The sequence below is a fragment of the Brevundimonas sp. 'scallop' genome, assembly GCF_011045535.1.
GTDB lineage: Bacteria > Pseudomonadota > Alphaproteobacteria > Caulobacterales > Caulobacteraceae > Brevundimonas > Brevundimonas vesicularis.
Window position 1 is genome coordinate 485,746 of the sequence record NZ_CP039382.1, and the last position, 14,417, is coordinate 500,162.

Consider the following 14,417-nt stretch of genomic DNA (forward strand, 5'->3'; position numbering starts at 1 on the left):
GCGAGACAGTCTCCGATGTCCAAGGCTCCTATAGCAGCCGCAAGGGTGGAGCTATATCAGGCTCTATTACGGTCAAGGTTTCTTTCGCCTGAACATAAGCGGCCATGATGTGATAGAAGGAACTGGCAGGAGCTGGCTCGTCGATGAACTCGCCAGTGGCAAGGAGCTTGTCGTGCCAAAGTCCTTGCGGCGTGAGATATTTCCAAAGCGCACGCTGCGCATTGGCGGCCTGTTCCAAACATTGAGCGCGTCTGCCGTCGTCACTTAACGACGCCAGTATAAGAGAGGCTTTGAGCCATTCGGTTTGGGGCCAGAGCCTGGATCTGCCGCTCCTCACGCTCCCGTCGGTGTTCATGGCGTCTATGGCGATATTGCGCTTCCTGTCGATACCCTTCAGGCCCGCCTCATACAGTCTCCAGGCGTCCGCAACGACGGATTCATCGCGCCTGTTGCGGCCATGCCGTGCAAATAGCCAAGCCCACTCAAACTGATGTCCCGGTTCGACCAAGCGCCCGTCTTCTCCTGCAGCCGCAGACCAGTCTTTCTGGAAGAACTCCAGCAGGTATCCGGACTCGGGGTCAATGAATCGGGTTCGAGCGAGGTCTACGATGCGGTCAGCGAGACGCCCCCATGTCGCGTCGCCGTTTGCTTCTTCCCAGGCGAGGGCGGACTCCAACAGGTGCATGTGCGCGTTTGATTGATAGGGGTGGGCCCCGCTTTCCATTACGCCGCCGACAGCATCCGCCCGCTTAAGTATTTCCTCTCTCACTGCAGCTGCATCGACTTCCAGCGCAGGGTCGCCGGTTGCGACCGACGCGCGGGCGAGAGCGAAGATCAAGAACGCTTGATCATAAACCATCGCGGTCTCGTCCATCGGCGAGCCGTCGGCTGCAAGAAGCGTCCGCATCAGCCCGTCAGGACGCAGGTAGAGTGACCTAAGCCGCTCAAGACCCTTTGAAATCACCGGCTTCCATGGGCCCTGCCAGCCCTGCAATCCTGCTTCCGCATAGACCTGCAACTGCCTCGCCTGGACACGGGCGCGGCGCGGCGCCGAGACGTGGCGGCCGTCGAGCGCCAGAACTTCTTCAAAAGCCCCTGTGGCGTCCTGGCCCAAGCCGGACCAAACCGGCAGCGCGGCCTGCCGCAACCAGTTCGTCAACCTGACCGCACCGTCCTTCAACCCTTCCGGTTCCGGAAGGGGCGGAAAGTCCAAATGTTGAGGAGAGAGGTTTCGAAGGCGATCCACAACCTTCTTCACATCTTGGCTTTTTCTCAGATCGGTCACCAAGACCGCGTCGCGTTCTACGACAATGCCGACATCCCGCAAGCCGATTGCGGCGACCATTACGCCATCGCAGGCCCTGATCAGACAGCCCTCTGAGTCCTCCAAGACATGCAGGCCGACATTGCCCTCGCCCGACGCGTGCACGGAATCCCACGCGCCGAGGTCGGTCCAAGCGAAACGTACCGGCAGCACTGCGGCGAGACTGGTTTTCTCCATCACCGCGTAATCTATCGAGATTTTCGGAGCCAGTTTAAACTCCGAGCCCAGGAGGATGTATGCGTCATGCTGCACGGCGCTCTTCAATGCGCTCTCAACAGCTTCCGCCACAGCGGCGGCGCGCTCTGTTATCTCTTGAACGAGGACCGTGGACTGGACGATGAAGTTGCCGCTGTTCCAGAGGTACCCCTCGGAGATATAGCGCTGCGCCGTCGTAGCGTCGGGCTTTTCAACAAAAGCGGCGACTGCCGACAAGCCAGGGCCTTCAGGCGCAATATATCCGTAGGCCGACGACGGTTCGGTCGGCACCACACCCAAGGTGACGATACGTCCGGCTTCAGCGCCGACAACGGCCTCGCGAACCGCGTCCCTGAACTCTTCTCCGTGCGGGACGTAGTGATCAGAAGCGACAAACAGATTGACCGCGTCAGGATCCCTGCGGGTCGTCCACAGGGCGGCAGCGGCCATGGCGGCTGCAGAATCCCGACCTTCAGGTTCCAAGATTATGGTTGCCGATATCCCGATCTCGTCAAGTTGGGACTGAATGGCATCGCGATGCGATAGTCCGGCGACGACGATGAGATCAGCTCCCGCCGCCAAAGACACCACGCGTTCGGCCGTCTCTTGAAACAGTGATCGGTTTCCTGCCAGCGGGATGAATTGCTTCGGCAGGGAAGGCCGTGACGCAGGCCACAAACGCGTACCTGAACCGCCGCACATGATGACCGGGTAAAGCGTTGCCATATTCTTAAGCTGCCATTTCTTGACCGAACCGCCTACTACGCGAGCTTTGCTGTCGCGTCACGTGTTGAATGCGCCAGAGTTGCGCGACCCGTCACTTGGTTTGACGCTTCCAGTTACAACGGCAAGACCGTCGTCGATTTCACCTCTTCCAGCACCGCATATGTGCGAGTTTCGCGGACGCCTGGCATCCGCACTAGAACGTCGCCCAGAAAGGCGCGGTAGGCGTCCATATCACCGACGCGAGCCTTGATCAGATAGTCGAAGCCGCCGGCGACCATGTGGCATTCCAGCACCTCCGGCTGGCTGCGGACGGCGGCGGCGAAGGCTTCGAAGACGTCGCCGGTGGTGCGGTCCAGCAGGACCTCGACGAAGATCAGCAGATCCCGACCGACCTGAGCCGGGTCGATCATGGCGGCGTAGCCGGTGATGATCTTTTTTTCGCGCAGCCGTTTGACCCGTTCGAAACAGGCGGCGGGGGACAGGTTGCAGCGTCGCGCCAGTTCGGCGTTGGAGATGCGGGCGTCGGTCTGAAGCACCCGCAGGATGCGGCGGTCGACGGCGTCGATATCGATCATCGGAAATCTGGGCAGTATGCCGAACGATCTTCGGCTCAGGTTTGTATCATACGAAGCACCTTCAATGAACTCCGGCATATATGGCTGAAATCCACAGGATCTGTCGCCAATGACCACGCCCGCCCTCCTGCCTTCGAGCCTGGCCGCCTGGGACGGTCTGGATGCGCACAAGTTCCGAGACGAGCGTGAGGCCGTCGCCGCCAATCTGGCGCGCATGCCCCTGGATGCGACCGAACGGGCGGATGTGGTCGCTGAGGCGACGACCCTGGTCGAACACGCGCGTCGCAGCCAGAAGAAGCAGGGCGTCGTCGAAAGCTTCCTGCAGCAATTCTCGCTTGGGACCCGCGAAGGTCTGGCCCTGATGTGTCTGGCCGAAGCCCTGCTGCGGGTGCCGGACGAGGACACCCGCGACCGCTTGATCGCCGAGAAGATCGGCTCGGCCGACTGGGCTGCCCACCTGGGTCAGTCCGACAGCCTATTCGTCAACGCCTCGACCTGGGGTCTGATGCTGACCGGCAAGCTGGTCGATGTGGACGACGAGGCGCGCACCGATCTGCCCGGCTTCCTCAAGCGGATCGCCGGTCGTCTGGGCGAGCCGGTCATCCGTCAGGCCGTGGCCACCGCCGTCAAGATCATGGGCGAGCAGTTCGTCGTCGGCCGCACCATCCAGGGCGCGCTGAAGCGGTCGAACAAGGAAGGCTGGCTGTGCAGCTTCGACATGCTGGGCGAGGGCGCCCGGACCATGGCCGACGCCGGCCGTTATGAGAAGATCTACGCCGACGCCATCGAGGCGGTGGGCAAGACGTCAAAAGGTCAGGGGCCGGAGCACGGCCACGGCGTCTCGGTGAAACTGTCGGCCCTGTCCCCCCGCTATGAGGCGACGCACGAGGATGACGTCTGGGCGACCCTGTATCCCCGCATCCTGCGCTTGGCTCAGATCGCGGCGAAATACGACATCAACTATACGATGGACGCCGAGGAGGCGGACCGTCTGGCCCTGTCGCTCAAGCTGCTGGACCGACTGGCGCACGAGCCATCGTTGGGCGGCTGGACCGGCCTGGGTTTGGCGGTTCAGGCCTATCAGAAGCGCGGTCTGGAGACGATCGAACGCGTCGCCGACCTCGCCCGCCGCTCCGGCCGCCGTCTGATGGTGCGCCTGGTCAAGGGCGCCTATTGGGACACCGAGATCAAGCGCGCCCAGGTGTTCGGCCGCACCGACTACCCTGTCTATACGACAAAGGCGGCGACCGACCTGAACTATCTGGTCTGCGCCAAGGCGATGATCGAGGCTGCGCCGGCCATCTATTCCCAGTTCGCCAGCCACAACGCCCATACGCTGGCGGCCGTGCGGCGCATGGCGCGTGATCACGGCGTCACGGTCGAGCACCAGCGGCTGCATGGCATGGGCGAGGCGCTTTACGACGCCGCTCACGAAGCCTGGGACGACGAAGTCGTCATCGTCCGCGCCTACGCCCCTGTCGGCGGGCACGAAGAACTGCTGCCCTATCTGGTGCGTCGCCTGCTTGAAAACGGCGCCAACTCCTCCTTCGTCCACGCCCTTCTGGACGAGCGCGTGCCCGCCTCGGCCGTCGCGGCCGATCCCATCTCCCTGGTCGAGCAGGCGCCCGACCGTCACCCCAAGATTCCGGTTCCGAAAGACATGTACGGCGATCGTCAGAACTCCCTCGGCCGCGATTACTCTCAGGCCGCCGACCGTGAAGCCCACGCCAAGGCGCTGGAACTGATCGACCGCGAGAAGTTGACCAGCGGCCCGATCATCGGCGGCAAGCTGCGCGCCGGCGTCGATGCCCAGGCCGTGACCAATCCGTTCGACCGCTCGCAGGTGCTGGGCCACGTCTCGGAAGCTGAGGCGGGTGACATCGACGCCGCCGTCCAGGCCGCCGCCGAGGCTCAGGTCAAATGGGACCGCCAGGGCGGCGCCAAACGCGCCATCGTCCTGCGCGCCATGGCCGATGCACTGGAAGCCGATCTGGATCGGCTGGTCGCCCTGCTCAGCCGCGAGGCGGGCAAGACCCTGAACGACGGCGTCGCCGAGGTGCGCGAGGCCGCCGACTTCTGCCGCTATTACGCCCTGCTTGCCGAACGCGACTTCACCGCCCCCGAGACCCTGAAGGGGCCGACCGGCGAGACCAACCAGCTGTTCCTGCTCGGACGCGGCGTCTTCGCCTGCATCTCGCCGTGGAATTTCCCCCTTGCCATCTTCACCGGCCAGATCGCCGCAGCGCTCGCCGCCGGCAACGCCGTGCTGGCCAAGCCCGCCGAACAGACGCCGCTGATCGCCGCCGAGGCCGTACGCCTCTATCACAAGGCCGGCCTGAACCCCGACCTGCTGGCCCTGGTCCCCGGGCGTGGCGAGACGGTTGGCGCGGCGCTGGTCACCCATCCGGGCATCGACGGCGTCGCCTTCACCGGCGGCACCGACACGGCCGCCGCCATCAACCGCGCCATCGCCGCCCGTCCCGGCGCCATCATCCCTTTCATCGCCGAGACCGGCGGCCTGAACGGCATGTTCATCGACACCACGGCGCTGAAGGAACAGGTCATCGACGACGTGATCCAGTCGGCCTTCGGCTCCGCCGGCCAGCGCTGCTCGGCGCTGCGCGTCCTCTATGTGCCCAGGGATTCCGCCGACGCCCTGATCGAGGGACTGAAGGGCGCCTTGGCCGTCCAGACCGTCGCTGACCCCGCCGATCCCAAGACCGACATCGGCCCGGTGATCGACCCGGAATCGCGCCGCGCCCTGGAAGCCCACGTGGAGCGTCTGTCGAAAGAAGCGAAAATCATCGCCCGCGCCGACCTGCCGCTGTGTGCCGACAAAGGGGATTTGTTCGCCCCCACCATCGCCGAAATCCCGACGCCCGACTTCCTCGAACGCGAGGTCTTCGGCCCGATCCTGCACATCTATCGCTACGCCCCGTCCGATCTGAAGTCGGTCGCCGGCAAGCTGGCCGCCCGCGGCTACGGCCTGACCCTGGGCGTTCACAGCCGCATCGAAGCCTTCGCCGCCCAAGTCGTCGACCTGGTCCCCGCCGGCAACGTCTACGTCAACCGTTCGATCACCGGCGCGGTGGTCGGAGTGCAGCCGTTCGGTGGCGAAGGCCTGTCAGGCACCGGTCCCAAGGCGGGCGGCCCCAACAGCCTGATCCGCTACGCGGCCGAGAAGGCGATCAGCGTGAACATCGCCGCGCAGGGCGGGGATCCAGCGTTATTAAATCTGTAGCCACTCGCCAAGAGTGAACCTTAGTTGCATCTGTAAGGGGTGAGGCCGAGGAGGCTGGCAATTGCCGAACCCCAATGTCGATAATCCTCCAGTCCGACGAGATGGACTAAACCATAGGTCTTTGTTGTGAGGCCCAGTCCAAGGTGTCCTGTGAGGTCATGCGTCTGCGCTTGATGTCCTTGAACGTCGCAGATAAGCTATACTTCGAACGCAGCGGTAAATGTTTGCCTATCGCTTGGAGCCTGATTTGACGCGTCTGTTGGTTTGTGATCCGGTATGTTTTCAGGAGATCGGTCATAATGTAGCGGCGTTGAAGTATTTTTCGCAGGCCTTCAAGGATAGCTTTGATGATGTTGTTGCTATCTGCAGCCGATCAATCCCTTCTCAACTAGCGGACGAAAATGGATTTACGCCATTTTTCCGCATGTACTACAATCACTTCTTTTCTGACGTGGAGCCGGAACGGGACTGGAGTGGTGTTGACCAAGATGGCTTCCTCGATTCATTGGAGGCTCTAGGCTCAGGACCCATTGATGTGATGTGCTCGATCTGATTCAGGCTCTGTAAGGAGACTGGATATGAGCGACCTCTATTGGCTGACGGACGAGCAGATGGCGCGGCTGCAGCCGCACTTCCCCAAGAGCCACGGCAAGCCCAGGGTGGATGATCGTCGGGTGTTGAGCGGGATCATCTTCGTCAACCGCAACGGGCTTCGCTGGCGTGACGCGCCGCCGGTCTATGGCCCACACAAGACGCTGTACAACCGCTGGAAGCGTTGGAGCGAGGCCGGGATCTTCATCCGGATGATGGAGGGACTGTCCGGCGCTCAGGCCGAACGGCGCACCCTCATGATCGACGCGACCTATCTCAAGGCGCACCGTACGGCTTCGAGCCTCGCGGTAAAAAAGGGGGTCTTGGGCGGCTCATCGGACGCACCAAAGGCGGCATGAACACCAAGCTTCACGCCGTAACCGATGCGAACGGACGCCCCATCAGCCTGTTCATGACGGCAGGCCAGGTCAGCGACTACACCGGTGCTGCGGCCCTGCTGGACAGCCTTCCCAAGGCCCAATGGCTGCTGGGCGACCGGGGCTATGACGCAGACTGGTTCAGGGACGCTTTGGAGGCCAAGGGCATCACGCCCTGCATCCCCGGTCGAAAATCCCGGACCGCGCCTATCCGTTACGACAAGCGCCGGTACAAAAGCCGAAACCGCATCGAAATCATGTTCGGCCGGCTCAAGGACTGGCGTCGCGTCGCCACCCGCTACGATCGGTGCCCGACCGTCTTCCTGTCCGCCATCGCCCTCGCCGCTACAGTGCTATTCTGGCTATGAGTCCTGAGCCTAGCGACTGCGGATGCGCGCGCCATGATCGACCGATGGAATATAGGTTTCGATGATGTGGTGATATTTCCTCACTTGGATTTTTACGGGATTATTGGGCTGCTTAATGTTCTTGCGGACATGCCGAAGGCGCGCCAACCAAGGTTATTGCTGCGCTTCATCCATGTGATGGAGAATGCTTCTCACAGATATCCAGATCCAGAAGCGGAGTTACTAGGCCGCATCAATGACTTGTCGGGAAAGGAGTTGCGTCTGAGTTTTAGCGCGGAAACGCCAGTTCTGGCTGACCGCCTATCCGTGCTCTTGGGTCGGCCCGTGTCTGTGACGACGTTTCCGATTTCTCCCCAATCGACACCACTTTCTTCCCCCGAAAGCCAGCAGTTCGTTGTCTATTGTCCGGGTTCTGCGCGTTTAGATAAAGGGTATCTCAAGCTGGAAGCAATTTTCCGCGCGGTGCGCGAAGTGGATGTGGATCTCAAGATTAGCTTTGTTGTTCAAGGTTTGCCGCGAGTTGCGGCTATGGATCACCAAGCCTATGCTCGAAAGCTTTTCGCACTGCCTGGGGTTGAATTCCTGCCGTCGGCGATTTCGAGCCAAGAGATGTTGCGGCAATACGCGCGCAGTAGTTTGATTTTGCTTCCCTATGATCGGGGTGTCTACGCGCTTCGTGGTTCCGCAGCGCTGATGGAGGCCGCCGCGTTTGGGCGACAGGTGCTGACCATTGAAGGGCTTGGGTTCAGTGATCAGGTGCGATATTTCGCGCTCGGAACAGTCGTGGAGCGTGTTGAGGATATGGCCGCCGAAATATTGACAATCGCAAGTAAACGGCCGGCGGATTTATTTGCTCGTGCTGTTCAGGCCCGGCACCGTTTTGTCGCGTCCACGCAGATTGATTTTCGCATATGGGCTGCGCTTTAATGAAGGTCTTTTTCTTCGACCATGCATTTCATAAGAAGACGGCATCGAGCCATTTTTTTGTTCAACTCTTGTCAACTTCGTTTGAGGTGGAGCACATCTTTTTTGAGCCTAATGCCGACTCGAGTTGGATCAATGCGTCGGTCATTGGCAAAAACGATATTATCGTGCTCTGGCAAATGGATTTTCTTGCGCCACTGTTTTTAGGGCGCGGACTAAAAGTTGTGGTCATACCAATGTTTGACGGGTCTTGGGGGGCCCCAGATCTTCATTGGTTGTTTGCTAGGAATGCAGTTTTTATCAACTTCAGCCTATCGCTTCATAACAGAGTTGAAGAGATGGGGGGTCGTTCTACTCTGTTACGCTACTACCCGGAGGTGACGCCGACGCCATGCGTCCGTGATGACGGGGATATAAACGTCTTCTTCTGGCGCCGTAGACCAGAAGACGGCATAGATTTCGATTTGGTGGATTGTCTCGTGGGTAGAGAGGCGTCGTCGATCCACATTCATGATGCGCCAGATGATCCCTCTCAAACGTATCGGCCGAGTCGAATTCCAAAGGGACGAAAATACCGGCTAACCCAATCCAGATGGTTCGAATCTGAGGCCGATTATTCGGCTGTATTGTCCCAAGCCAATGTGTTCATAGCTCCCCGGAACGGCGAGGGGATCGGCATGGCTATGGTCGATGCGCTTGCGCGCGGCATGGTGGTCATCGCTAGCGATGTTCCAACGCATAATGAGTATATCGCCGACGGCATAAACGGTGTTCTGTTTGATCTTGCCAGCCCATGCCCTGTCGCTTTGAAGGGGCGTATGCGGTCACTTTCCGCCATGGCTTGGACGGCGGCTAAATTTGGTCGTGAGCGTTGGTTGGCGTCTGTACCAAAGATTCTAAAGCTGTTCGAAGAACTGCAGCCCCACCCCGTCACCATGACGCAGTATGAGGTTGACACCCTCGCCCCGCGACTGATCCGCGCCTACTATGGCGGCATGGAGATCTATTCCCAGTTCTTAAGTGAGATTACGTCGACTGTATCGTGCGTAAGTGGCCTATCGCTGGCTGACCGAATATCGACAGCCGGAAAATATGATGATCGTCCGTCGTTAGATCCTCTAACTGTGCGGCTGAGCGAGTTGCCACAAAATTGTCTGCCGACATCAAAGCCCGAACCCTTCGTTTTGGCTGGTCAGTTAATTGGAGGGAACGACGGCGCGTGGATTGTCGGGGAGGACGTAACGATCGGATTTGCAATGGACCCACGTTTTGGAGTGGCGCAGAGAAATCATCTGAAGTTGCACAGGCGCGTGTTGGTCGGTGAAGTCATTGGCTATTCAGTAATTTTGAACGGAAAACATATCGCATCGGGAAATTTTCAGGCTGATCAGGATGTGGTCGAGATTTTGATCGACCCCGTGGATTTGAAGTTTCTGAATTATCTACAGATTCGGAGCTATGGAGCCGATTGGTCGATGAATTCCGAACATAAGAGCCGACTGGCGGTTGCCGCCCTCGTCTTCTCAACTTGAGTTAGCTTGATGGCCAGTGTCCTTACTTGGGTGCGCAGACGACTGTCCGGCAAGTCGAGCAAAGACATTGCCGCAATGATTGAGCAGGCGAATGCCGCTCGGGACGCTCAGCGATGGAGAGCTGCAAGGGACCTGTACCGTAACGCTTTGGCTGTACGTCCGGAGCGAGTGGGCCTTTGGATGCAGCACGGCCACGCGCTCAAACACTGTGGAGATTTGGATGGAGCGATCCAATCTTATAATCGAGCCTTGGTTTTGGCGCCTAAGCGAGCCGATACGGCGTTGCAACTCGGTCATGCGTTCAAGGTCAAAGGTGAGCTTGAGACAGCCCGAGACTGGTACGTCAAAGCCTTGATATGGCCGGGCGCCACGCCGCATGCTCGAATGGAGCTGCGGTCTCTAGGCCTGACTGCAGAACAAATCCGGTCATTTGTCTTGAATGAGGATGAGGCCAGTGGAGTAGCAGCAATAGATAGGCGCGGCCCTGCCGTTGAGTCGCCTCCTGCGTATTGGGATGTCAGCACTATCGTAAATTCAGCCGCTTCGGGTACACGGCGCTTCAAGTCGAGTGAAGCATTCGCGGGCGCTGTTTCTGAGCGTTGCCTTAAGAGCGGCGAACCTATCGTTTTCTTAGATGTACACGAGAATATTTTTAGAGAACTACGAGTTGGCGACGTGGCCGCTGCCCTGGAGGCGTTGACGAATGGAGATAGATGGTTCCCGTCCTACACCAAGCCGCTTTCAGTATCCTCAGCAGTCGTGGTGCGAAATCTGGAAACGGAGTCAGTTGACCTCGTTCCTGAACTAGTCCGTTGGCGGACCTGTATATCGCAGGCGGGCGGGTATGCTCGCGTGACTAGTGACGGGCGAAATTTCATTGCCATAAGCGAGGCGCTGGGACGAACTATGCCGCCCCTGGCGAGGCCTGAGGAAGCCGCTTCTACATCGGAGGTGTTTGATCGACCGCGGTGGGTGAGGTCGCCTCAAGATGAAATCCCCGCCTTGCATTCCGGGCTTTTCTATACATTGGCGCTTCGCAACAATCCACAAGATGTCGAGTTCGAAGCGAACGGGCAGCCGTATCTATGGGGCAATGATTGGGGCCCGCGTTCTGAAATGGGGCGGATGATCGGTCAAGATTCCGAGCTGGTGATTAGGCTCCTCGCTCCTCGATTGACGCCCCATGTCTGCCGAATACTGTGGGCATATGATGTTCCGGCATCCGGTGACACTGATAGTCCGATCTGGACAAGCGCGCGGATATTGCCGGATCCAGAATCCCTCACTCTTTCGATCGCGCTCGATCCGCTGGTGCCCGGGGGGCGAAGGGCTCCCTTTATGATCGGGTTCACAGTTTTCCCAGAGGATTGCCCGCACTACTGGTTTGATCTGATGCATGCTGCAGCCAGCCGAAGGTTACCTTCTGTGACTTCTTTGGCTTGGTAACCTTGCATTAGCGTGGGTGAAGACAGCGACCACGAAAAATCGTGCCGAGCTTATACTTGTAATTCCTGATGTCATTTTGTCCTAAATGACGCTAATTGCTGGACTTGGGCTGTATCGGTTATCGGCCTTGGCGTGCTGGTGGAACTCGTAATGCGTGCAAAATCGATATGCATCGACGGATATAACTTGTCACTACCGCAGGGGTCGGGGATTACGACCTACGGGCGCAACTTGCTTGATGCTATAGATCGGATGGGGTTTGAGGGCGAGGTGCTCTATGGACCAGAAGTGAAGCCTGGACGTGACAACGTTCTGAACGAGATCGCACTGGCCGATGCCCATCGTGAACGTCGAAAAATGCAGAAAGCGGTACGGTACTCCAAGACGATAACGACTCGATTTGGTCGTTCCGCTGTTTTGGTCGAACCGTCAGGCGAGGTGATCTGGCCGGAGCGTATGGGCGGGCAGCCGTTAGCGCGCCGTTACAGATCGAGCCAAGATTTATATTTCCTTGCTAATAGGGGTTTTCACCGTCACGGTGCCATGACGCCCCTCACTTTGAAGAGTGGCGCTCACCACGGTCCCGATTTGATGCATTGGACGTCGACGTTGCCTATCTATGCGAGAGATGCAGCGAATATCTATACGATCCATGATCTTATTCCTCTCAGACTTCCGCACGCTACTCTTGAAAGTAAGGAGCGGTATCGCTCCTTAGTGTCGTTTATCGTAAAGAAAGCAGATCATATCGCGGTAGTATCAGAAGCGACGAGGCAAGATGTGATAAGAGTTCTTGGGGTGCCCGAAAATAAGGTCACTAATACATATCAGTCTGTGTCAATCGACCCGGGAGTCTTGTTCCGTAGTCAATCAGATGTTGAGTTGGAATTGAAGGGTATATTCGACCTAGGATGGAAGGATTACTATCTTCACTTTGGGGCGATTGAGCCGAAGAAAAATCTTGGTCGGATTGTCGAGGCCTATCTAGCTTCTGGCGTAACTAAGCCTTTGATTGTTGTCGGCGGGCGATCATGGTTGGATGGGCCTGAGGTCGCTCTCTTCAATCAGGTGAAAAAAGATGGCGGGGTGAGTGCTTCGCGATTGCGCCGATACGAGTTTATGTCACGCTCGATGTTGGTAAGTCTGATCCGTGGTGCACGGGCAACGTTGTTTCCCTCGCTTTATGAAGGCTTTGGCCTACCGGTTCTGGAGTCGATGCTTCTGGAAACGGCTGTGCTGACATCGAATGGCGGAGCATTGCCAGAAGTATCTGGGGACGCTGCAGTCATCGTCGATCCTTATGACGTTCAGGCCATGACCAGAGGGTTGCAGGCGCTGGACGCAGACGACGAGTTGATCCTCGACCTTGTCGCCAGAGGTAAAATTCAAGCGGCTAAGTTCTCTCAGCAGGCCTTTATTGAACGGTTAAAAGACCTCTACGCTAAGGTCGGAGTTTCATGACCCATACTCTTAGGTGCGATATCTAAGACGGTTAAGACTGCTCTGGACGTGTTGGGCTTATCTCAAGTTGATGGTAGCTGAGAGGGCATATGAGGTTCGAGCGTTGTCGATTCAACGCCCCCAATCATCTCAACACGAATGCTTTGGATCTCGACATACCCGTTGAGTGCGCTGGACGGCATGATGAATCTGAGTTCGACAGTCTCGGGCGAGGTCCAGCTCTGCGTGAGCTCAGCCTCGTATGCACCGCTTGTTCCAGGTTTGAAAGAGAGCTCCGACAAATCGGTCCCTCCCCATTCAAATCGAAAATACTGTTGTGCGGCGGCATCATCGGCCGTAAACCGTATATTGATGCGCCAAGTCCCGGCCGGGAGTTTAATATAAGGCCCCCACATTAGGCATCGTGCCCGACCAGGCAGGCTGAATACTCCAGATACTCCTGTCACAGCGCTGACGGCATCAATGTTAAACGCTTCGACGGGCCATTCGGCGGACAGGCCAGGTCGTATAGCGCCATAACGAAATAGGCTGAGAGCCGAGCCCAGTGGCGTGATGGTCTCCACCTTCGGCTGCGCTGGTAGCGGCACGACCACGCCGGGAAAAATCTCGAGCTTTTCGTTTTCTTTCGCCGAGGATAAATCGATGAACCGTGCATCCTGTGGCAGCTCGCTGAGCGACGACAAAAGATCGGTCGCAAGGGCAAGTGTCAAATCTAACGGCGCTGTTTCAGGCGGAAGGTGAATAATCGTCAGTTGATGTCCAGGTTCTCGTTTTTGGAGATCCTCCGAAGTTTGCACAAAATTAATTACAGATTTGCCGGGGTGGTACCCAAAACCATCTATAGATATGTGATTTGCCACAGCTGCATCAATGATCGCCTGCTTCAGCAAAGGTCTGTAGGTGGATGGTGATATCAGCAGATGGCCTACAAATTCAGGCGCCGACGCAAAATTGTTAGTGGGATCAACGGGTAGGCTCATGCTGCTCTCAGCCAAGTATAAACATCAATAGCTTCATGGATGTCATCGAACATCCGCGCTTGACCACTTTCGATGACCAAAGCCTTATCGCAATGTTGTGCGATCAGCGACATATCGTGTGAGGCCATGATATAGGCTCGATCAGCCCGGTGCTGGAATAGTTCTGCATTGCACTTGTCTTGAAAGCGGGCGTCACCAACCGCCACCAGTTCGTCGATTAGATAACAGTCGAACTCAATCGCCAATGAAAGACCAAATGTAAGCCGCGCTCGCATACCGGCGGAATAATGTTTTACTGGCATCTTTAGCTTGGATCCCAGTTCTGCAAATCCATCGACTCTTTCAAGTATCTCGTCGTAATCGCGTGCGTATAGACGCGCTAGAAATCGAATGTTGTCGTACCCTGAAAGGCTGCCCTGGAAACCACCGCCAAAACCGATCGGCCATGATGATGTCATCGACCAAAGCACAGTGCCCGAGGTGGCAGGTAAAACACCACCCAAAATTTTGATCAACGTCGACTTGCCCTGACCGTTTCGCCCAAGCAAAGCTAAACGACCAGAGCGCGCAATCTGGAAGCTTAGCTCAGTGAAGACGGGGCTTTTTGAGCGAGATCTGCTATAAGATTTGGTGAGATTTCGTACTATCAACCCGACATGGTCGCTGGATTCGAACAT

General features: G+C 57.8%; 11 protein-coding genes. 7 read left to right on the top strand and 4 right to left on the bottom strand.

What is annotated here, in order from left to right:
- Nucleotides 1-28: 28 nt before the first annotated feature.
- Both E4341_RS02340 and E4341_RS02345 read right to left on the bottom strand, forming a co-directional pair.
- Nucleotides 29-2,245, bottom strand: coding sequence for an AGE family epimerase/isomerase (locus E4341_RS02340; protein WP_240893601.1), 2,217 nt, complete (start codon nucleotides 2,243-2,245; stop codon nucleotides 29-31).
- Between the two features lie 113 nt (nucleotides 2,246-2,358).
- Entirely contained in the window at nucleotides 2,359-2,820 is a 462-nt protein-coding gene (locus E4341_RS02345) for an Lrp/AsnC ligand binding domain-containing protein (RefSeq protein ID WP_039243792.1), read from the bottom strand.
- A gap of 109 nt (nucleotides 2,821-2,929) precedes the next feature.
- Between E4341_RS02345 and putA the strand changes: the two genes are divergently transcribed.
- The 7 genes from putA to E4341_RS02380 all read left to right on the top strand — a co-directional run bounded on the left by putA (nucleotide 2,930) and on the right by E4341_RS02380 (nucleotide 12,760).
- Entirely contained in the window at nucleotides 2,930-6,061 is a 3,132-nt protein-coding gene (gene putA / locus E4341_RS02350; protein WP_165114868.1) for a bifunctional proline dehydrogenase/L-glutamate gamma-semialdehyde dehydrogenase PutA, read from the top strand.
- 247 nt (nucleotides 6,062-6,308) lie between these two features.
- Nucleotides 6,309-6,614 carry a hypothetical protein gene (locus E4341_RS02355; protein WP_165114870.1) on the top strand — a complete coding sequence of 102 codons (306 nt, stop codon included), beginning with the start codon at nucleotides 6,309-6,311 and terminating at the stop codon, nucleotides 6,612-6,614.
- Nucleotides 6,615-6,639: 25 nt separating this feature from the next.
- Nucleotides 6,640-7,397 (top strand): IS5 family transposase gene (locus E4341_RS02360; RefSeq protein WP_156796487.1). Its coding sequence is split into 2 segments (ribosomal slippage): nucleotides 6,640-6,961 and nucleotides 6,961-7,397, totalling 759 coding nucleotides; the frame shifts between segments, so codons are not numbered across the junction.
- 33 nt (nucleotides 7,398-7,430) lie between these two features.
- Nucleotides 7,431-8,324, top strand: coding sequence for a glycosyltransferase (locus tag E4341_RS02365; RefSeq protein WP_165114872.1), 894 nt, complete (start codon nucleotides 7,431-7,433; stop codon nucleotides 8,322-8,324).
- Nucleotides 8,324-9,853, top strand: coding sequence for a glycosyltransferase (locus E4341_RS02370; protein ID WP_165114874.1), 1,530 nt, complete (start codon nucleotides 8,324-8,326; stop codon nucleotides 9,851-9,853). Before E4341_RS02365 ends, E4341_RS02370 begins: the two co-directional genes overlap by 1 nt.
- Nucleotides 9,854-10,033: 180 nt before the next feature.
- Nucleotides 10,034-11,299 carry a tetratricopeptide repeat protein gene (locus E4341_RS15730; RefSeq protein WP_370458477.1) on the top strand — a complete coding sequence of 422 codons (1,266 nt, stop codon included), beginning with the start codon at nucleotides 10,034-10,036 and terminating at the stop codon, nucleotides 11,297-11,299.
- Nucleotides 11,300-11,431: 132 nt separating this feature from the next.
- Entirely contained in the window at nucleotides 11,432-12,760 is a 1,329-nt protein-coding gene (locus E4341_RS02380) for a glycosyltransferase family 1 protein (RefSeq protein WP_165114878.1), read from the top strand.
- A 62-nt stretch (nucleotides 12,761-12,822) separates the two neighbouring features.
- Here the strand turns inward: E4341_RS02380 and E4341_RS02385 are convergent, their stop codons facing one another.
- Both E4341_RS02385 and E4341_RS02390 read right to left on the bottom strand, forming a co-directional pair.
- Nucleotides 12,823-13,740, bottom strand: coding sequence for a hypothetical protein (locus E4341_RS02385; RefSeq protein WP_165114880.1), 918 nt, complete (start codon nucleotides 13,738-13,740; stop codon nucleotides 12,823-12,825).
- Nucleotides 13,737-14,417 (bottom strand): ABC transporter ATP-binding protein, encoded by a 681-nt coding sequence (locus E4341_RS02390; RefSeq protein ID WP_165114882.1) that lies wholly within the window; start codon nucleotides 14,415-14,417, stop codon nucleotides 13,737-13,739. Before E4341_RS02390 ends, E4341_RS02385 begins: the two co-directional genes overlap by 4 nt.

Excerpts from the sequence above, each read along its gene's own strand:
- E4341_RS15730 (WP_370458477.1), top strand. The coding sequence starts at position 10,034 with ATGCAGCACGGCCACGCGCTCAAACACTGTGGAGATTTGGATGGAGCG.
- E4341_RS02390 (WP_165114882.1), bottom strand. The coding sequence starts at position 14,417 with ATGTTCGAATCCAGCGACCATGTCGGGTTGATAGTACGAAATCTCACC.
- E4341_RS02340 (WP_240893601.1), bottom strand. The coding sequence starts at position 2,245 with ATGGCAACGCTTTACCCGGTCATCATGTGCGGCGGTTCAGGTACGCGT.
- E4341_RS02345 (WP_039243792.1), bottom strand. The coding sequence starts at position 2,820 with ATGATCGATATCGACGCCGTCGACCGCCGCATCCTGCGGGTGCTTCAG.
- putA (WP_165114868.1), top strand. The coding sequence starts at position 2,930 with ATGACCACGCCCGCCCTCCTGCCTTCGAGCCTGGCCGCCTGGGACGGT.
- E4341_RS02370 (WP_165114874.1), top strand. The coding sequence starts at position 8,324 with ATGAAGGTCTTTTTCTTCGACCATGCATTTCATAAGAAGACGGCATCG.
- E4341_RS02365 (WP_165114872.1), top strand. The coding sequence starts at position 7,431 with ATGATCGACCGATGGAATATAGGTTTCGATGATGTGGTGATATTTCCT.
- E4341_RS02385 (WP_165114880.1), bottom strand. The coding sequence starts at position 13,740 with ATGAGCCTACCCGTTGATCCCACTAACAATTTTGCGTCGGCGCCTGAA.